This is a genomic window from Bradyrhizobium sp. CB1717 (genome assembly GCF_029714325.1).
GTDB lineage: Bacteria > Pseudomonadota > Alphaproteobacteria > Rhizobiales > Xanthobacteraceae > Bradyrhizobium.
Genome location: NZ_CP121666.1, coordinates 819,304 through 838,512, shown reverse-complemented (window position 1 = coordinate 838,512; position 19,209 = coordinate 819,304). Strand labels below are relative to the sequence as shown.

Sequence of the window (19,209 nt, the reverse complement as noted above, 5' to 3'; positions counted from 1 at the left end):
AGGCGATCAGCTTTCGCGAATCGAGAAAGGTCAACATGGACATCCTCGTGAACCTCCAGGCCTTCCTCGCCACCGCGGATGCCGCCGGCTTCTCCGCCGCGGCACGCAAGCTCAATGTCTCGACCTCGGTCGTCGCCAAGCGCGTCACGCAGCTGGAGGCGCGGATCGGCACGCCGCTGTTTCATCGCTCGACGCGGCAGTTACGGCTCACCGAAGCCGGCCAGCGCTACGTGCATCGCGCGCGCGGCGTCGTCACTGATGCCACCGACCTGCTCTCGCGCATGGGCGAGAAGGGTCATGATCTCGTCGATCACCTCCGCATCAAGGCGCCGACCTCACTGACGGTGGCGCGGCTCGCCGACGCCTTCAGCGCGTTCCAGACCCAGAACCCGCGTCTCAAGCTAGAAATCGTGCTGATCGATCGCCCGGTCGATCCCGTCACCGAAGGATTCGACATCGCCATCGGCGCCTTCCCGCATTCGTTCGGCGGCGTGGTCGACGAGCCGCTGTGTCTGCTGAAGCGGCTGCTCTGCGCCTCGCCTGGGTACCTGAAGAAGCACGGCACGCCAAAGCATCCCCGCGACCTCGTCGAGCATCGATGCCTCAGCTTCCTGCCGACGGGACCGGAATGGATCTTCGACGGACCGCGCGGCCGCATCAGCATCCAGGTCAGTCCGCTGCTGTCCTCCAACGAGGGCCATGTGCTGGCGCGCAGCGCGATCGCCGGCAACGGTATCGCGCTGATGTCGCATTACCTCGTCGCGGATGCCTTGCGCGACGGCACGCTCAAGCCGGTGCTGCGCGACTTCCCGATTCCGGAATTGTGGGTCAAGGCCGCAATCCCCGAGCGGCGCCGCAACGCGGCTGCGGTGCAGGCGCTGCTGACACTGCTGAAAACGTCACTGGCGCCATCGCTGTAGGCCGGATCATTTGTGAGAGGGCCGTAGCCCGCATGAAGCGCAGCGGAATGCGGGGACACCGGCCCCGGATTGCGCTTCGCTCCATCCGGGCTACACGCCCGCCAAAAGACGGTTGCCCGGGAATGACGGACCTGACAGAAGTGCCCGCATGGATTCGCTACTCTTGAAATTCGCCTTGCCCGCCCTGACTGCTCTCGCGATCTCAACCACCGCCGCCTCGGCCGTGGAGCAGAACTGCCGCTTCATCCAGGCCAAGCCCGATCGCGAAGCCTGCTACAAGCGGCAGGAGGACGAGCTCGCGGCGAAGCGCAAGCCGGCCGCGCCGGCCGCCGAGAGCAAGACGCTCGAAACGCTGCGCCAGATGCGGCAGGACGACGACGCCGTCTATCGCAGCATCAACAACATCTGCCGCGGCTGCTGAGGCTCAACCTTTCCCGGCACCCCAATTCCCCGCCCGCTTCTCCGCGAACGAGGCCAGCCCTTCCGCCGCTTCCGCGCTCTGGCGCTTGAGCGAATGGAGCTGCACGAGCCGCTTGTAGGCGGCATCGTCCACCGCCATGCCGCCGAACGAGCTCTCCAGCGCGAGCTTCTTGGTCTCGGCCATCGCCTCCGGACCGTTGGCGAGCAGCTGCTCGACCACCTTGCGGCCTGCGGCTTCGAGATCGGCGAGCGGCACCACGTCGTGGACGAGGCCGATGCGGCGGGCATCCTCGGCGCCGAAGCGCTCGCCTGTCAGCGCGTAGCGGCGGACTTGCCGGACACCGATGGCGTCGCAGAGCTGCGGGATGATGATCGCGGCGGTGAGGCCCCAGCGTACCTCGGTGATGGAGAACAGGGCGTTGTCGGCGGCGATCACGACATCGCAGGCCGCGATCACGCCGGTGCCGCCGCCGAAGCAGCCGCCCTGCACCAGGGCGACCGTCGGGATCGGCAGCGTGTTGAGCCGCTGCACGGCCTCGAAGGTGGCGCGCGAGGCCGCCTCGTTGGCCTCAGGCGATTGCGGCCGCACGCCATTGATCCATTTGAGGTCGGCGCCCGCCTGGAAATGCTTGCCGTTGCCCTTGAGAACGACGACCCGCAGGTTCGGCTTCTTGCCGAGTTCGTCCATGGCCGCGAGCACGCCGGCGATCAAGGCGCCGTCATAGGCGTTGTTGACCTCCGGCCGGTTCAACGTGACGGTCGCAACCCCAAGCTCATCGAGGGTCCACAGGACGGGGCTGGCAGTCATCGGCGATCCTCCGGTTGTTTGCCGCGCACTATGGCCGAGGCCGCGCGCGTTGATCCATATCTTTCCGGCGTAGGGCAGCCGCGTCCATCGCATGGCGGCTTGTGTCATGCTGCCGCCTGATGGCACCAAGGGATCAGGGACGGGATCAACATGCGCATCTGCATTTTCGGCGCGGGCGCCGTCGGCAGCCACATCGCGGTACGGCTGGCGCGCGCCGGCCATGAGGTCAGCTGCGTCATGCGGGGGGCGCATCTCGAGGCGGTGCGTGCGGGCGGCCTCAAGCTGCGGGTCGGCGATTCCGAGGTTTCCGCCAAGCTGAACGCGTCAGGGGATCCGGCCCAGCTCGGCCCGCAGGACGTCGTGATCTCCACGCTGAAGGCGACCGCGCTGACGGGACTGGTCTCCAGCATCAAGCCGCTGCTGCAGGACGACACCGCGATCGTGTTCGCGCAGAACGGCATTCCCTGGTGGTACGGTATCGGTCTGCCGCCGCGGCACCCGGCACCGCCGGACATTTCCTTCCTCGATCCCGGCGGGCGCCTGCGCGCCTGCATCCCGAAGGAGCGGATCATCGGCGGCGTCATCTTCTCCTCCAACGAGGTGACCGCGCCCGGCGTGGTGCAGAACCTCACCCCGGACCGCAACCGCCTCCTGATCGGCGAATGCGACGATCGCAATTGCGAGCGCATCACCAAGCTTCGCAACGTCCTCAACGACGCCCGGCTGGAATCGCCGCCGGTCGCAGAAATCCGCGAGGCGATCTGGTCAAAGCTGCTGACCAACATGTCGCTGTCGGTGCTGTGCCTGCTCACCGGCCAGACCGCGCGCGGGGTGCGCGACGACCCGGCCTTTGCGGACGTCATTCCGCGCATGCTGAACGAGGCCAACGATATCGCGCAGCACTTCATCCCCGAGGTCAAGCGCGTCACGCGCAGCGGCCCCGCCCCCAACCACAAGCCGTCGCTGCTGCAGGATTACGAGCTCGGCCGCGCCATGGAGATCGACGTGCTGGTGAAGGCGCCGGCCGCCTTCGCGCGCACCGCCGGCCTGTCGACGCCGACACTTGATCTCATTGCCGCCCTCGCGATCCAGAAGGCGCGCGACAGGGGGCTTTATTCGGCCTGAGCCCTCAGGCGATTTTGTCGATCCAGGCCGCGAGCGCGTCCAGCACCTCTGTGAGCGCCTCGCCATTGGTGCGGCCGGACTTCTTCAGCACCGCAAACGAGTGATCCCCGCCTTCGACCTGATGCAGTGTCGCCTTCGGGCCGAGCTTCTCGACGACAGGCTTGAGATAGCTGAGATCGGCAAGCTCATCGCGGGTGCCTTGCAGGAACAGCATGGGGATCGCGATGCCGGAGAGGTGATCTGCACGCTCGGACGACGGCTTCTTGGCGGCATGCAGGGGGAAGCCGAGGAAGGCGAGCCCTTTGACATCAGGCAAAGCAGCCTTCGACTGCGCCTGTGAGGTCATGCGCCCGCCGAACGACTTTCCGCCCGCCACGAGCTTGAGACCGGGGCAGAGCCGTGCCGCCTCCGCGACCGCCGCGCGGATGGCGGCGTGCGCGACCGCCGGCTGGTCGGGACGCCCGTGTTTCTTTTCCATGTAGAGAAAATTGAAGCGGAACGTCGCAATACCGCGTTCCGCGAGTCCTTCTGCGGTCTTCTCCATGAAGGCGTGCCGCATGTCCGCACCCGCGCCGTGCGCCAGCACGTAGCAGGCGCGCGCATGGTCCGGCAGCGTCAGGATCGCGGAGACCGTGCCGGTGCGCTCGATGTCGAGCTTGAGGTCTTGAGTTTTGGTCGCCACAATCAGACATCCCGACAGACGCTGTTACGGCCGCCTTGGTAGCGTCACCGGCGCAGCCTGAAAACACAATAATTGCCGCCGCGGCCTGGCTTACCAAGCCGGAACCGCGCATCAACCGAGGTAACCATGTCCTACCGCTCCTCCTGGATGACCGAAGAGCTCGACGTCTTCCGCGACCAGTTCCGAAAATATCTCGCCAAGGACCTGGCGCCGCATGCCGAGAAATGGCGCGAGCAGAAGATGGTCGACCGCTTCGCCTGGCGCGGCCTCGGCGAGATGGGCGCGCTGCTCGCGAGCGTGCCGGAGGAATATGGCGGCCTTGGCGCGACCTTCGCCTATGACGCCGCCGTGCTGGATGACCTCGAGAGCACGGTGCCGGAGCTGACGACCGGCGTCTCCGTGCACAGCGCGATCGTCGCGCACTACATCCTCAATTACGGCTCGGAGGAGCAGAAGAAGCGCTGGCTGCCGAAGATGGCAAGCGGAGAGATGGTCGGCGCCATCGCCATGACCGAGCCCGGCACCGGCTCGGACCTCCAGGCCGTCAAGACCACCGCAAAGAAGCAGGGCAATTCCTACGTCATCAACGGCCAGAAGACCTTTATCACCAACGGCCAGGCCGCCGATCTCGTCATCGTCGTCGCCCGCACCGGCGAAGCCGGCGCAAAAGGCATTTCGCTGATCGTGGTCGAGACTGCGGGCGCCGATGGCTACAAGCGCGGGCGCAACCTCGACAAGATCGGGCTACACGCCTCCGACACATCGGAACTGTTCTTCGACAACGTGACCGTGCCGCCGGAAAACCTGCTCGGCAAGGAAGAGGGCCAGGGTTTTGTCCAGCTGATGCAGCAATTGCCGCAGGAGCGCCTGGCGCTCGCGGTCGGCGCCGTCGCCGCGATGGAGCGCGCGGTCAAGCTCACCGTCGAATACACCAAGGAGCGGAAAGCCTTCGGCAAGCCGCTGATGGATTTCCAGAACACCGCCTTCACCCTCGCCGAGCGCAAGACCGAGGCGATGATCGCCCGCGTCTTCGTGGACTGGTGCATCGAGCGCCTGGTCGCGAAAGATCTCGACACCGTCACGGCGTCGATGGCGAAATACTGGTGCTCGGACAAGCAGGTCCAGACCGCCGACGAGTGCCTGCAGCTGTTCGGCGGCTACGGCTACATGCAGGAATATCCGATCTCGCGCATCTTCATCGATTCCCGCATCCAGAAGATCTATGGCGGCACCAACGAGATCATGAAGCTGTTGATCGCAAGGTCGTTGTAGCTCCGCGCTGCCGAGGCGACTTGCTCGGTGCGCTCCCTCGCCCCGTTCTTACAGGGATAGGGTTGGGGTGAGGGGCTGCTTCCGCGAATATGGTGAGAGACGGACTCGCGGAGAGTCCCCCTCACCCGGATCGCATCTTGCGATGCGATCCGACCTCTCCCCGCAAGCGGGGCGAGGTGCAGCAGCGCCCTCACCGCGTACGCCAGTCCCGCGGCCGACAACCAAAACGCTGCTTGAAACGGCGGGTGAAGTGGGAGAGATCCGAAAAACCCCAGTCGAACGCGATGGCGCCGATCGCCCGATCTGCCATTGCGGGATCCCTGAGATTCCTGGCCGCACCGTCGAGCCGGCGCTCGATGACGTATTCGGTGAAGCTGGAGCCAGATCTCGCCAGCAGTTTATGGACGTAGCGCTCGCTGATGCCCACCGCATCGGCGACATCGGCAACCGCAAGGCCGGGCTCGCGGAGCCGCCGGTGAATGGCGCGTTTCAACGCCAGCGTGGTCGTCTCGGTGAGACTCTCCGATTCCGCAGCGCCTTCCCGGCTGCGCCGTGACAGGCTGACGGCAACCAGCTCGATCAGCGCCCGAAACAGCCGCACGCCCTCCTCCTCGGTCATGCGCAGCGCGCCGTTGCTCAGCGTGCGCGCCGTCTCCACAATGAGGTGGCCGACGTAGGGATCGTCCGAGACGCGGCAGGCGGTGACGTCGAACGAAGCCGGCAACCGCTCGCGCAACGCGCCTGCCGGCACCCAGAACGAAGCGACCTGCAACTGCGGACCGCGATCGTGCAGGAGGGCGAACTGCCGGTCGCTGTCGAAGATTCCGACCTGCCCGGGCGAGAGGCTGATCTCATGGCCGTCCTGCTGAATGCGGCAGCGCCCGGCCAGTTTCAGGTTGAGGTAGAAGCAGCTGCGATCGGACGCCGCGATGTCGGCGGCGGAGCGGCGGACCACATGCTCTGGAAAGCTGACGCGGTTGATCGCGGCATCGCCGAGCCGGACGTGCTCGACGCTGGCCGGAAAGCCGGCCGCGGCTGCCGGCTCCGGCGTCAGGTTCATGAATGCCTGGCAGATCGCCTCGCGGTAATAGGCGAATTGCTCGTTCGGTCGCACGCCCGCGGTATTCCAGGCCGATTGGCGTGACGGAACGGGGATCTGCTGCATCGGTTCACTCCGAGACCAATCCGGTTCACTTCCAGCCAAGCAACAAATCCGTCGCCGGTCCACATTTGCCGTGCGGCGATGCCGCGCCGATCTAATCACACCCGCGGGAGGAGCCACAACATGTCGACCTACGTTCTCGTTCACGGCGCCTGGCACACCGGTGCAGAGTTCGAGCCTGTGGCAGCCCCGATCCGCGCCCACGGCCATCAGGTCCACACGCCGACGATCAAGGGCAACCGCCCGGGGGATGCCAAGACGACAGGGCTGAAGGAAGCGATCCAGTCGATCGCCGACTACCTCGCCGAGAACAATCTCGAGGACGTCATCCTGCTCGGCCATTCCTATGGCGGCATGGTCATCACCGGTGTCGCCGACCTCGCGCCCGAGCGTATCCGCCGCCTCGTCTACTGGAACGCCTTCGTGCCCAACGATGGCGAGTGCCTCAACGACATGGTGCCGCCGCATTATATCGGACTGTTCGACGCGATCGCCGCCGAGCGCGGCGACGGCTCCGTGGTGCTGCCGTTCCCGGTCTGGCGCGAAGCCTTCATCAACGATGCCGATCTCGAGACGGCGCAGCGCGCCTATGACGTGCTCAATCCGCATCCGCTCGCGACCTTCACCGACAGGATCGCGCTCAAGACCAATCCGGCCGAGATGCCGCTGGCGAAATCCTACATCAACTGCACCGAGGATACCGCGCTGCCGCACAGCTATGGCTGGCATCCACGGCTGTCGGAGAAGCTCGGGCTGTTTCGCCTGGTGCAGGTGCCGGGCAGCCACGAGCTGTGCTTCTCCGATCCGGCACGCCTCGCCAAGGCGATCATGGAGGCGGGACGCGACTGAAAGCCTCTACGCCACGGATCTCGCGGTGCCGTAAGGCGCTACCTCATCCGCTTGTCGGCGGCGATGAAGTCGATGAAGGTCCTCACCTTCGCGGAAAGATATTTGCGGCTGGGATAGACCGCGAGCAGTCGTCCCTCGAAGATGGCCTCGTCGGAGAGGAGATGGACGAGACGTCCACTGGCGATGTCCTCGGTCACCAGCCATTTCGGCAGGAAGGCGAAGCCCATGCCTTCCAGCGCGGCCATGTGCAGCAGCGTCTCGTTGCCGCTGCGCAGCACCGGGTTGAGCTTGACGGTCTCGACCGTGCCGTTCTTGTTCAGGGAGAAGCTTTCCCCCGGATAAAGCGCGTAGTGCAGCAGGGCCTGGCCGGAGAGATCGGCGAACGTCTGCGGGCGGCCTGCGCGTTTGAGGAAAGTTGGGGCTGCCACCAGGTAGAACGGCACGTTGGTGATGGGGCGCGCGATCAGCGCCTCCTCGGGCGCGGCGGTCGCGCGCAGGGCGAGATCAAAACCCTCCTCGACCAGGTTGACCAGCCGCCCGCTGAGATCGACGTCGAGGCGCACGTCCGGATAGCGCGCCTGATAGTCGGCCAGCACGCCCGCGAAGATCGCATTCGCCATCCACACCGGCGCGGTCAGCCGCAGCGTGCCGCGCGGGACGACGGTCGCCTTGCTGACCGCAGCCTCGACCTCGTCGAGCGAATCCAGCATCTGCCGGGCCTGCTCGAAATAGAGCGTGCCGCTTTCGCTCAGGCTGACGCGCCGGCTGGTCCGGTTGAGCAGCCGCGTTCCCAGCCGCTTCTCGAGCTGCATCACATGCTTGCTCGCCATGGCGGGGGAGATGCGCAGCCGCTGCGCCGCAGCCGCAAAGCTTTTCAGCTCCGCGACCAGGCAGAACACCCTCATGCTGACCAGGGAATCCATGCGATCATCAACATCCAGGAAATGAACCTATCCTAGAACGAATAATGATCAAAAATGGTGAAACTATCAAATGGTGGCAACCCTCACATTCTGGAGAACCACCATGTCCGCCACCACCCTCGAGACCGCTACGCCCGGCCGGGCCCTTCGCATCGGCCTCTGGACCGCCCAAATCGTCCTCGCCTTCGTCTTCATCTCGGCCGGGTTCGTCAAGCTGACCACGCCGATTCCTCAGCTGGCTGCGATGATGCCATTTGCCGGCGAGTATTCCGAAACGTTCGTCCGTTCCGTCGCCCTGGTCGATCTCGCCGGTGGCATCGGCATTCTCCTGCCGGCGCTGACCCGTATCCTCCCGCGACTCACGGTGCTGGCCGCGCTGGGCTGCTCGGTGCTGCAAGTGTTTGCATTCGTCTTCCACATCGCGCGCGGCGAGGCCGCGACGACACCGCTCAACCTCGTCCTGCTCGCGCTCAGCCTGTTCGTGCTGTGGGGACGCAACAGCAAGGCGCCGATCGCGCCGCGTCAGTTCTGACCGGAAGCAGCGTTCCGCCATGATCTCTGCCAATGGATGGTCCCGCAGGGGCCTGCTCGCGGGCACCGCGATCCTCACGGCCGGCGGCACCGCCTCGGCCAAGGAGGATCGTGCCGCCGACGGCGTCGTGATCCTGATCGACAGCAACGAGCCCTATGTCATGGGCCACGCGATCAGCTACTCGGCCAACCTCTCCAAGCATTTTGCCGAGAGAGGCGCGAAACTGCTGATCGAGGTCGTTGCCAATGGCAAGGGCATCGACGTTTTCCGGGCGGACAAGACGCCGCTGATCGAGCCGCTCGCGACGCTGCGGCAGTCGCTGCCCAACCTCACCTACAGCATGTGCGCCTCGTCCAAGGTGATCGCGGAGGCCAAGGAGCAGATCACAATCCCGCTGATCCCGGGCGCGAACCTCGTTCCGTTCGGCATCGGCCGCGTCGCCGATCTGCAATTGAAGGGCTGGGCCTATATCCATGCGTGACGAAGCGCTGTCGCGGCGATCGATCCTGATGGCCGCGGCGGCCTCTCTCGCTGTCCCGCACGCGGGCCGCGCGCAGGACGGCTGGCCGCCGGTGTTCGAGGCCGGCCGCAGCCAGTTCACACTGGTGCGGCCGCGCGCATTGATGCCACCGCTCAGGCTTCAGGATTTGCACGGCAAGGACGTCACCGTGGCGGCGAAGCCGGGCCGCATCACCTTGGTGAACTTCTGGGCGACCTGGTGCGCCGCCTGCAAGCTCGACCTGCCGATGCTCGCAAGACTTGCGGGATCGCGGGTCGACCGGCTCGATATCGTCGCGATCTGCACGGACACCAAAGACCTGCGCAAGATCCGCACATTTCTCGGCGGCCTCGCCGTGCAAAACCTCGCCTGCTATGTCGATGCCTACGGCGCAGCAGCCCAGGCATCCACCGAGATGTTTTCAATCGTCGGAATGCCCATCACCTATCTCGTCGGGACGGATGGACGCGTCGAGGGCTACATCACTGGCGCGCCCGACTGGCTCTCGACCGCGGGCGCGCGGCTGCTGCAGTTCTATCGCGAGCGCGATTAGCGCGGCGTCAGTTCGGATGCCACCAGCGGCCGCCGATGACGACACCCTCCGAGACGATCTTGCGATCGCCGATCAGGTGCTCGCCGACGACGTCCTCATAATCGAACTGGCCCTGCTTCACCGAAATCAGCGTGGCGTCGCCGACGCTGCCGGGCTTGAGGCTGCCGAGCTCGGGGCGGCGCAGCGCCATCGCCGCGTTCACGGTCGAGGCCGCGACCACGTCGGACAGCTCCATGCCCATGCAGAGGAATTTCGACATGGTCGTCACCTGGTCGAAGGCGGGGCCGTCGATACAGAGCTGGTGGATGTCGGAGGAGATGGTGTCGGGATAGAAGCCGTTGGCGAGCATCGCGCGCGCGGTCTTGAACGCGAACGAGCCCTTGCCGTGACCGATGTCGAACAGCACGCCGCGCTCGCGCGCGTCCAGCACCACCTTCTTCACCGTGCCCTGCGCGGTCGCCGGCGTGTTGGGGAAGGGACGGAACGCATGGGTCAGCACGTCGCCCGGACGCAGCCGGGCCAGCACCTCCTCATAGCTCGGCGGCGGATGGTCGATATGCGCCATCAGGGGCATGCCGACCTCATTGGCGACCTCGAGCGCGATGTCGAGCGGCACCATCCCGGAGGTGCCCGAGGAATGCAGGCCCACGCGCACCTTGATGCCGACGATGAGATCGCGGTTGGCGTCGGCGACCTTGGCCGCCTCGATCGGATTCATCAGCCGCAGCTCCTCGCTCTCGCCGACCATGATCCGGTGCGAGAAGCCGAAGATGCCGGCATGCGAGACATGCAAATAAGCGAGGATGCGGACCTGGCTCGGCTCGATCACATGCTTGCGGAAACCGGCGAAATTGCCGGGCCCGGCACTGCCGGTGTCCACCGCCGTGGTGACGCCTGACAGGCGGCAGAATTCCTCGGCATCGATGCCGAGCGAGGTGCCGCCCCAATAGACATGGGTGTGGAGATCGATCAGTCCCGGCGTCACGATGTATTTCGAAACGTCGCGCACATCCGTACCCGGATCCGCCTTGAGCCCGGTGCCGATCGCGGCGACCTTGCCGCCCGAAAATGCGACATCCGTCACGGCATCGAGCTTCTGAGAGGGGTCAACGACCCTTCCGCCGCGCAGGATCAAGTCAAAAGGCATCATGGTCTCCGGATTGAGGCAAGGCGTGGCATGGCGGGCGAGCGGCCCGAACCGTCTTCCCGCTGATCTCAAACTGCCTATAGCAAATCTCGCGCCGAACAAGCAAAGCATGGGGAGTGATCGAGGCCGGCGACGGCCGGCCCCCGATCATGCGTGCCTGCGCCACTCCCTGTTGATCAGCCGCCCGGGGGCTGCCGGATAGTCCTCACACGATCAGCAGACCGTCCGGATCAAGGACGATACCGTTCGCGAACTGCGCCAATGCAACCGCCGCCGTGCCGGAGGCGCTGCCGTCAGCGTCGAAGTAGAGCGTTGAGGACGACGTATCGTAGTGGAATCGCTCTGTCGACGAACCGAAGGTGGCGTCGCTCGACGAACCGTAAACACTTGCCACGTTCATGCCGGCGACCAATCCGCCGCCAAAGCCCGCCGCGGAGACCTCCAGAACATCGGCGCCGGAAACAAAATCGCCAACCGTGTCCACTCCCTCGGACGGAAGGTTGAAAACGAAGGTGTCGGCGTCCGCGCCACCGGCAAGGAAGTCAGGACCGCCGGCGCCGGTGAGCCTGTCCGCGCCGGCGCCGCCCTGGATGTTGTCGGCCGCCGCCGTGCCGACGATCATGTTGGCCGTCTCGTCGCCATAGATACCGCTGGTGTCGCGGATGGTCTCGATCGACAAGCTGAAGAAGATCGCTTCGCGCTCGGAGGCGGTGAAGGCGAAGCTCGAGGTCTGGAGCGTGTCGGAGCCGTCCCCGCCGAAGACCTGGAAGCCGGTCGCCTTGCTGTCGACCGTGAAGGTGGTGCCGGTGGCGTTGCTGCTGTGAATGGTGAGCCCCGAGACCGTCTTGCCGGTCAGGTCGAGCGATGCCTCGCCGGTTACGAGCTTGCTGGTCGAACTCCCGGAGATGCTGGTGATGCCCGTCAGGGTGTCGCCATCGACCAGAGCGGTGTTGTCACCGACCGACAACGTCTCGATGCCGGTCAATGTCGTCGGGCGCAGGTCGTATGTCTGGTTGGACCCGCCGAAACTGAGCGTATCGAGGCTTGATCCGGCATCGATGGCGACATTGGGATTCCAGGCGGATGCGTCGGCGACGGTCACAAAATCAACGTTGCCGCCGAGGCTGATCGTCGTGACATTGGCACTTCCGCTGCTGGAAAGGTTAATACTATCGCGCCCACTTCCCCCCTGAATGGTCGTAGCACTGGAAGCATCAAAAAGGCTGACAAACTGATTATTGCCATTGCCGAGGTCGATTATTGCCAAGCTGGCATTGCCGGACAGCGTCACACCATCAGTACCCTCGCCGCCCTGGAAGCTTCCGACGTTGGCATCGTCAGAGAGCGTCACGGACTGATTGTTGCCATTACCGAGATTGATGGTCGTGGCGCTGGCGCTGCCGGCGAGCGACACCGAATCGGCGCCGGCGCCCCCGAGAATGGTGCCGGCGCTGGCGGTGCCGGACAGATTGAGCTGGGTCGTAAAGGCAGCCCCGCCGATCGTCACATCGCTGGTGGTGCCATCCCTCAGCGTCAGCGTGACCGGCGTGGTGGAGTTGTTGACGACCTCCACCTTCTCGAAGTTGGCAAAGCCCGCAAGGGCGTTGAGATCGAACGTGCCGCCTCCGAACAGGGCCAGCGAATCGATACCGTCGCCGCCGTCAAGATTGTCGGTCGGATTGAGCGTCGAGGCGGTGCCTTTGACCGTATCGTCGTCCGCCGCCAATGTGAGGATGTCGGTACCCTCGGTGAGGATGACCGCATTGGAGTCTGAATGGAACGTTCCCTCGGTATCGACGATCGTCTCGATCGACGAGTTGAAGAAGATCGCCTCGCGTTCGGAGGCGGTGAAGGCGAAGCTCGAGGTCTGGAGCGTGTCGGAGCCGTCCCCGCCGAAGACCTGGAAGCCGGTCGCCTTGCTGTCGACCGTGAAGGTGGTGCCGGTGGCGTTGCTGCTGTGAATGGTGAGCCCCGAGACCGTCTTGCCGGTCAGGTCGAGCGATGCCTCGCCGGTTACGAGCTTGCTGGTCGAACTCCCGGAGATGCTGGTGATGCCCGTCAGGGTGTCGCCATCGACCAGAGCGGTGTTGTCACCGACCGACAACGTCTCGATGCCGGTCAATGTCGTCGGGCGCAGGTCGTATGTCTGGTTGGACCCGCCGAAACTGAGCGTATCGAGGCTTGATCCGGCATCGATGGCGACATTGGGATTCCAGGCGGATGCGTCGGCGACGGTCACAAAATCAACGTTGCCGCCGAGGCTGATCGTCGTGACATTGGCACTTCCGCTGCTGGAAAGGTTAATACTATCGCGCCCACTTCCCCCCTGAATGGTCGTAGCACTGGAAGCGTCAAAAAGGCTGACAAACTGATTCTGATTATTGCCATTGCCGAGGTCGATTATTGCCATGCTGGCATTGCCGGACAGCGACACACCATCAGTACCCTCGCCGCCCTGGAAGCTTCCGACGTTGGCATTGCCGGACAGCGTCATGGCATCGTTGCCGGTGCCACCCAGGATGCTTCCGACGTTGGCATCGTCAGAGAGCGTCACGGACTGATTGTTGCCATTACCGAGATTGATGGTCGTGGCGCTGGCGCTGCCGGCGAGCGACACCGAATCGGCGCCGGCGCCCCCGAGAATGGTGCCGGCGCTGGCGGTGCCGGACAGATTGAGCTGGGTCGTAAAGGCAGCCCCGCCGATCGTCACATCGCTGGTGGTGCCATCCCTCAGCGTCAGCGTGACCGGCGTGGTGGAGTTGTTGACGACCTCCACCTTCTCGAAGTTGGCAAAGCCCGCAAGGGCGTTGAGATCGAACGTGCCGCCTCCGAACAGGGCCAGCGAATCGATACCGTCGCCGCCGTCAAGATTGTCGGTCGGATTGAGCGTCGAGGCGGTGCCTTTGACCGTATCGTCGTCCGCCGCCAATGTGAGGATGTCGGTACCCTCGGTGAGGATGACCGCATTGGAGTCTGAATGGAACGTTCCCTCGGTATCGACGATCGTCTCGATCGACGAGTTGAAGAAGATCGCCTCGCGTTCGGAGGCGGTGAAGGCGAAGCTCGAGGTCTGGAGCGTGTCGGAGCCGTCCCCGCCGAAGACCTGGAAGCCGGTCGCCTTGCTGTCGACCGTGAAGGTGGTGCCGGTGGCGTTGCTGCTGTGAATGGTGAGCCCCGAGACCGTCTTGCCGGTCAGGTCGAGCGATGCCTCGCCGGTTACGAGCTTGCTGGTCGAACTCCCGGAGATGCTGGTGATGCCCGTCAGGGTGTCGCCATCGACCAGAGCGGTGTTGTCACCGACCGACAACGTCTCGATGCCGGTCAATGTCGTCGGGCGCAGGTCGTATGTCTGGTTGGACCCGCCGAAACTGAGCGTATCGAGGCTTGATCCGGCATCGATGGCGACATTGGGATTCCAGGCGGATGCGTCGGCGACGGTCACAAAATCAACGTTGCCGCCGAGGCTGATCGTCGTGACATTGGCACTTCCGCTGCTGGAAAGGTTAATACTATCGCGCCCACTTCCCCCCTGAATGGTCGTAGCACTGGAAGCATCAAAAAGGCTGACAAACTGATTCTGATTATTGCCATTGCCAAGATCGATTATTGCCATGCTGGCATTGCCGGACAGCGTCACACCATCAGTACCCTCGCCGCCCTGGAAACCTCCGACGTTGGCATTGCCGGACAGCGTCATGGCATCGTTGCCGGTGCCACCCAGGATGCTTCCGGCACTGGCATCGTCAGAGAGCGTCACGGACTGATTATTGCCATTACCGAGATTGATTGTCGTGGCGCTGGCGCTGCCGGCGAGCGACACCGAATCGGCGCCGTCGCCCCCGAGAATGGTGCCGGCGCTGGCGGTGCCGGACAGATTGAGCTGGGTAGTAAATACCGCCCCGCCGATCGTCACGTCGCTGGTGGTGCCGTCCCTCAGTGTCAGCGTGACCGGCGTGGTGGAGATGTTGACGACCTCCACCTTCTCGAAATTGGCAAAGCCCGCAAGGGCGTTCAGATCGAACGTGCCGCCTCCGAACAGGGCCAGCGAATCGATGCCGTCGCCGCCGTCAAGATTGTCGGTCGGATTGAGCGTCGAAGCGTCGGCTGTCACCCGCGTATTGACGGCGCTGGGCGCGAGCACGTCCGTTCCGGTGGTCAAGACGACTTCCTCACCGCCGACAACATTGAAGACAGCCAAGTTGAAGGTCTGCGCAACCGGCGTCGAACCGTCCTCGTTGCCGTCCTCCACCGACACGGCAAACGATGCCGACGAGGTCTGCGAGCCGTTGTGCTGGAACGACACCTGCCCTGCTGCCAGTTGCTGGCCCGTGAAGCTGGTCGCCGACGACCCGTTCACCAGCACGGTGCCGTTGACCGGGCTGGTGACCGTGAACGTCACATCCGACGCTGCGTCGTCCGGGTCCGTGAAGTTCAGGTCGGTCGTCGTGACCGCGTAGGTGCCGCCCTTCTGCACCGCCGCCGTCAGGTCGCCCGTCAGGACCGGCGCATCGTTCTGCGCCGTGACGTTGAAGTTGAAGGTCTGCGCCACCGGCGTCGAGCTGTCCTCATTGCCGTCCTCCACCGAGACGGCAAACGACGCCGACGACGTCTCCGAGCCGTTGTGCTGGAACGACACCTGCCCGGCCGCCAGTTGCTGGCCCGTGAAGCTGGTCGCCGATGATCCATTCACCAGCACCGTGCCGTTGACAGGGCTGGTCACGGTGAAGGTCACATCCGCCGCGCCGTCGTCCGGGTCCGTGAAGTTCAGGTCGGCCGTCGTGATCACATAGCTGCCGCCTTCCGCCACGGTCGCGGCCAGGTCGCCGGTGAGGACCGGCGCGTCATTCTGCGCCGTGACACTGAAGTTGAAGGTCTGCGCCACCGGCGTCGAGCCGTCCTCATTGCCGTCCTCCACCGACACGGCAAACGATGCCGACGACGTCTCGGAGCCGTTGTGCTGGAACGACACCTGGCCCGCCGCCAGTTGCTGGCCCGTGAAGCTGGTCGCCGACGACCCGTTCACCAGCACCGTGCCATTGACGGGGTTGGTCACCGTGAACGTCACACCCGACGCACTGTCGTCCGGGTCCGTGAAGTTCAGGTCGGTCGTGGTGATCACATAGCTGCCGCCCTCCGAGACCGTCGCCGCCAGGTCCCCGGTGAGGACCGGAGGCGCATTTGTCGTCGGAAAGGTGATCGTCGCCGTCGCACTCCCGATGTTCTGGCCACTATTGGCGGTGCCGTCACCGTCGTTGAGTGTGAACGTCAGCTCACGGGTCAACGTCGACGGGCTGCCGGAGGTGTTCGCATAGCCGATATGCTCGAGCAGGATCTGCACCGCCGCCGGTGTGGAATTGTTGTTGCTGAACGTGATCACGAGATCGGTGCCATTGGTGCCGCCCGACACGGAGCCAAGGGTGGTGCCGTTGACACGCACCGCGCCGTTGCCGGTCAACGTGACCACCGAATCTACGATGATACCCAGGCGGTCGGTCGTCACACCATTCTGAGTGAATTTGACGCTTAGCGAGCCCCCGTTGAAGTTCGCCGAGTCGACATCGATCACCGTTCCTGCGGGCGCGATCTTCGTCAGCGGACTGCCGATGGTGTAAGCAAGCGACACCGAGCTGCCTGCCGTCCCGCCATTCAAGTCGACCACGGGAGCATCATTTGCGGCCGCGACGCCGATCGTCACACTGCGCGTGACGCTGGTGTCCGTGCCGTCACCGACAACGACCTCGACCGTCCGGTTGGATGACGTCGGCTGATTGCTGCTGTTGTTATACTGGATGCCCTGCAGGATTGCCTGGTAGGTGGCCTGCGAGGCGGAGCCGGTGATCGATAGCGTGCCGCTAGACTGGTTGTAGGTCACCGTCAGACCGGCAGCCGCTGCGATTGCGGATGCATTGAGCGAAAGCGATTCGACCGCATTTCCGTCCGGACGCATCGTCAGCCTGGCAGTAAGCGACGCGATGTTTGACGAGTCGGGATCGGAGATCGTCGCGGCCGGCGCAATCACGCTCGGGGTCTGCTCGATGAACGAGCCCGTTGCATTGTTGCCGGTTCCCGGGCCATTGAGGTCAACGAGTGGTAGGTCGTTCACCGGGGTGACCGTCAGCGTATCGGTGCGACTGGTCCCCGCGAGATTGAACGTCAGAGTCTGGCTGGTTATGGGAGTTTCGCTCGTATCCAGAAAGGTCAAATTGCGGAGCAGAGTCTGAACCCGGTTATCAGTCGCGTTATTGCTGAAGGTGACGACGAAATCCACGCCGCCAGAGCCTCCCGCGAATGTGCCAATGACGCTGTTGCCGATACGGATGCTATTGCCGACGATCGTGACACCGTTCCCAAATCCGATGTTATCTTCGGCCAGCAACCCCGAAATGGTCAGCGTCTGGCCGCTGAAGTTTCCGCTGGCGGTTACTGTCGCTTTTGGCGCCAACAGAATCGCAGAGCTGCCTTCGGTGTAGGAACCGGTTGCGTTGAAGCCCGGAGAGGAATTGTCGAGGTCGAAGCCATTCACGATCGCCATAGCGCGCTCCAAAGATGGGGCGGACGGCGCCTTCGCTGCGCAAGGGCAACAGTGACTATGTACTCGGACAGGCCTGAGTCAGAATTGGACGCTATTCCCGTTCACAATAAGCGGAATCTTGGTGGCCTGATGATCACTTCCCTCGCGACGACGAGGCCCCTTCCGGATCATTGGTACAATGCTTCGAATGCCAAATCGCGTGTGCTGCAGCTCCAAGGGGCGCCATAGCGTCGGTGGCAGAGCGACACGCCGGGCGCTGAGGCCACCCCAACCTGGTACACTTGTCAATCTGCTGTTTGGACGCTCCCCCTTTCGGGGTAATCCCATCGTTATGGCAGCTCTAGCCGTTCGGGCTTGAAGGTTGCGCCCGCGGACGGCGCATACGGGCTCGGATGCGACAGGCCGGCATGCGCATCGGAACGCGCTCTTCAGAAATTGTTCTTATTTACTTCTGAAGAGCTGGCGATCCCGGGAAGACTCGAACTTCCGACCTACGGTCCGACGGGCATGACGGCTGCCGCATCAGTGGACCTTCGTCAGTTCAGCGTGAACGTGGTCCGGTTGCCGGCGGCGTCGTAGTTATAGGCGGTGGAGTTGGTCGGGTAGACCTCCCGCACCACGCGCCCGAGACTGTCATAGGAGAACGTCACGACGACGGGCGGCGGCGGCGCGGCCTGCGCCACGGTGCGCGGCGTGAGCAGGGCGAAGCCAGTAGCGCTGGCGAGGACGGCAATGATGGCGATCACAATGCGAGAACGTCGTGACATGATGGTCTCCATAAAGGATAGCTACGGAACAATCATATGCGCGGTTCTTCAATCTTCGTTATATATCTGAAAAAATATCGATGGGTGCTCCAGTGTCGCGACCTTGCCGCAGGCATATGAAATTGCCGCGAACCATCCTGCCGGCCGGCAGCTTTCCGTCAGGCGTTTGCGCGGTGCGCCTTTGACCAGACATCATCAAATTCCGCCTTATCAATCTCCATCGGATCGAACTGGGGATCCGAACCGATCTTCGACAGAGGCGGCAGCGGTTCGATGCTCAGCTTGACCGAGTTTACCGCTTCCGTCGCGCTGGCATAGCCTAACCGGCCGTCACGAAACACATACACCTTGCGGTGCTCCCAAAAGTCATCGTCGAGCTCACTGTACAGGACCGTCGGCTCATCAGGAAACGAGTGATGCCAGAGGACTTTTATGTATTTCATGGGTGCGGCACATCAATCCTTAATTTCCATCCCCGTCGCGGCATCATATGTCTTGATCCTGTTCATATATGCGATCGCCTTGTTGGGTCTGCCTTCGAAATGGTCCTTCAGCCGCTGCTCCGCGTGCATTTGAAACCAGACCACCAGCGGTTCGAGACCCTGAACATCTTCGCGTGACGCCGGTTCGAATTTGCCATCGCGATAAATGAAGACCTCGTTCGAACCGACCGGCTGGTTCCAATAGGCCCCGGGGTGAGCCAGGGCTTCCGTCAGGGTCATGCTCCCCACGATAGGCCATTTCCCCGATACCAGCTCATCGGATGCGACATTCATCCGAAACAAAACCTTCTTTGCCGCCAGCAACTCCGGCGAGGGTGCTTCGTTGCCGAGATAGTCGAAGAACGCCACGTCGTTGCCTGCGGCCCGGACGGCGTAGGTTCTGCCCAGGCCACCGAGGTCTATCTCGAAGATGGACCCCGGTTCGATCTCGCGGCGTTTTTTCGCCTTCTTGGCCGCTTTCATTCTCACTCCGAATTTTAATACAGCCGCATTCGCGCCGGCGAATTATCAGGCAG

17 protein-coding genes are annotated in these 19,209 nt (G+C 63.8%); 8 read left to right on the top strand and 9 right to left on the bottom strand.

What is annotated here, in order from left to right:
* The first annotated feature begins 35 nt into the window (after nucleotides 1-35).
* Nucleotides 36-920: a LysR family transcriptional regulator gene (locus QA649_RS03880; RefSeq protein WP_283023047.1), complete on the top strand. Its 885-nt coding sequence runs from the start codon at nucleotides 36-38 to the stop codon at nucleotides 918-920.
* Between the two features lie 148 nt (nucleotides 921-1,068).
* Nucleotides 1,069-1,341 (top strand): hypothetical protein, encoded by a 273-nt coding sequence (locus QA649_RS03875; protein WP_283023046.1) that lies wholly within the window; start codon nucleotides 1,069-1,071, stop codon nucleotides 1,339-1,341.
* 3 nt (nucleotides 1,342-1,344) lie between these two features.
* Here QA649_RS03875 and QA649_RS03870 read toward each other — a convergent pair whose 3' ends face one another.
* On the bottom strand, nucleotides 1,345-2,148 hold the full coding sequence (locus tag QA649_RS03870; RefSeq protein WP_283023045.1) for an enoyl-CoA hydratase-related protein: 804 nt from the start codon (nucleotides 2,146-2,148) through the stop codon (nucleotides 1,345-1,347).
* Between the two features lie 150 nt (nucleotides 2,149-2,298).
* Here QA649_RS03870 and QA649_RS03865 point away from each other — a divergent pair, with 150 nt between their 5' ends.
* Nucleotides 2,299-3,273, top strand: a complete 975-nt coding sequence (locus QA649_RS03865; RefSeq protein ID WP_283023044.1) for a ketopantoate reductase family protein — start codon at nucleotides 2,299-2,301, stop codon at nucleotides 3,271-3,273.
* 4 nt (nucleotides 3,274-3,277) lie between these two features.
* Here QA649_RS03865 and QA649_RS03860 read toward each other — a convergent pair whose 3' ends face one another.
* A complete protein-coding gene (locus QA649_RS03860; protein WP_283023043.1) occupies nucleotides 3,278-3,955 on the bottom strand; it encodes an alpha/beta family hydrolase in 678 nt (225 codons plus the stop codon).
* A gap of 126 nt (nucleotides 3,956-4,081) precedes the next feature.
* On the opposite strand from QA649_RS03860, the gene QA649_RS03855 reads away from it, so the two are divergent.
* A complete protein-coding gene (locus QA649_RS03855; RefSeq protein WP_283023042.1) occupies nucleotides 4,082-5,227 on the top strand; it encodes an acyl-CoA dehydrogenase family protein in 1,146 nt (381 codons plus the stop codon).
* Between the two features lie 190 nt (nucleotides 5,228-5,417).
* Here QA649_RS03855 and QA649_RS03850 read toward each other — a convergent pair whose 3' ends face one another.
* Complete coding sequence (locus QA649_RS03850; RefSeq protein WP_283023041.1) at nucleotides 5,418-6,392, bottom strand: helix-turn-helix domain-containing protein; 975 nt, start codon at nucleotides 6,390-6,392, stop codon at nucleotides 5,418-5,420.
* 120 nt (nucleotides 6,393-6,512) lie between these two features.
* Here QA649_RS03850 and QA649_RS03845 point away from each other — a divergent pair, with 120 nt between their 5' ends.
* Nucleotides 6,513-7,238: an alpha/beta hydrolase gene (locus QA649_RS03845; RefSeq protein WP_283023040.1), complete on the top strand. Its 726-nt coding sequence runs from the start codon at nucleotides 6,513-6,515 to the stop codon at nucleotides 7,236-7,238.
* 38 nt (nucleotides 7,239-7,276) lie between these two features.
* On the opposite strand, the gene QA649_RS03840 is transcribed toward QA649_RS03845, so the two are convergent.
* Nucleotides 7,277-8,161, bottom strand: a complete 885-nt coding sequence (locus tag QA649_RS03840; protein ID WP_283023039.1) for a LysR family transcriptional regulator — start codon at nucleotides 8,159-8,161, stop codon at nucleotides 7,277-7,279.
* Nucleotides 8,162-8,264: 103 nt separating this feature from the next.
* On the opposite strand from QA649_RS03840, the gene QA649_RS03835 reads away from it, so the two are divergent.
* From QA649_RS03835 to QA649_RS03825, 3 genes are read left to right on the top strand one after another with little or no spacing between them, the layout of a single operon-like run.
* The gene (locus QA649_RS03835; RefSeq protein ID WP_283023038.1) at nucleotides 8,265-8,693 is read left to right on the top strand and encodes a DoxX family protein; all 429 of its coding nucleotides are present in this window, start codon (nucleotides 8,265-8,267) and stop codon (nucleotides 8,691-8,693) included.
* Between the two features lie 19 nt (nucleotides 8,694-8,712).
* Nucleotides 8,713-9,174, top strand: coding sequence for a DsrE family protein (locus tag QA649_RS03830; RefSeq protein ID WP_283023037.1), 462 nt, complete (start codon nucleotides 8,713-8,715; stop codon nucleotides 9,172-9,174).
* Nucleotides 9,167-9,745 (top strand): TlpA disulfide reductase family protein, encoded by a 579-nt coding sequence (locus QA649_RS03825; RefSeq protein WP_283023036.1) that lies wholly within the window; start codon nucleotides 9,167-9,169, stop codon nucleotides 9,743-9,745. Before QA649_RS03830 ends, QA649_RS03825 begins: the two co-directional genes overlap by 8 nt.
* A gap of 7 nt (nucleotides 9,746-9,752) precedes the next feature.
* Here the strand turns inward: QA649_RS03825 and QA649_RS03820 are convergent, their stop codons facing one another.
* The 5 genes from QA649_RS03820 to QA649_RS03800 form a co-directional block, all read right to left on the bottom strand.
* Entirely contained in the window at nucleotides 9,753-10,892 is a 1,140-nt protein-coding gene (locus QA649_RS03820) for an amidohydrolase/deacetylase family metallohydrolase (protein ID WP_283023035.1), read from the bottom strand.
* A 205-nt stretch (nucleotides 10,893-11,097) separates the two neighbouring features.
* On the bottom strand, nucleotides 11,098-17,424 hold the full coding sequence (locus QA649_RS03815) for a cadherin-like domain-containing protein (protein ID WP_283023034.1): 6,327 nt from the start codon (nucleotides 17,422-17,424) through the stop codon (nucleotides 11,098-11,100).
* Between the two features lie 536 nt (nucleotides 17,425-17,960).
* Nucleotides 17,961-18,191 (bottom strand): RHS repeat domain-containing protein, encoded by a 231-nt coding sequence (locus QA649_RS03810; RefSeq protein WP_283023033.1) that lies wholly within the window; start codon nucleotides 18,189-18,191, stop codon nucleotides 17,961-17,963.
* Between the two features lie 158 nt (nucleotides 18,192-18,349).
* Nucleotides 18,350-18,634 (bottom strand): hypothetical protein, encoded by a 285-nt coding sequence (locus QA649_RS03805; protein WP_283023032.1) that lies wholly within the window; start codon nucleotides 18,632-18,634, stop codon nucleotides 18,350-18,352.
* A gap of 12 nt (nucleotides 18,635-18,646) precedes the next feature.
* Entirely contained in the window at nucleotides 18,647-19,156 is a 510-nt protein-coding gene (locus QA649_RS03800; protein ID WP_283023031.1) for a hypothetical protein, read from the bottom strand.
* Between the last annotated feature and the right edge of the window lie 53 nt (nucleotides 19,157-19,209).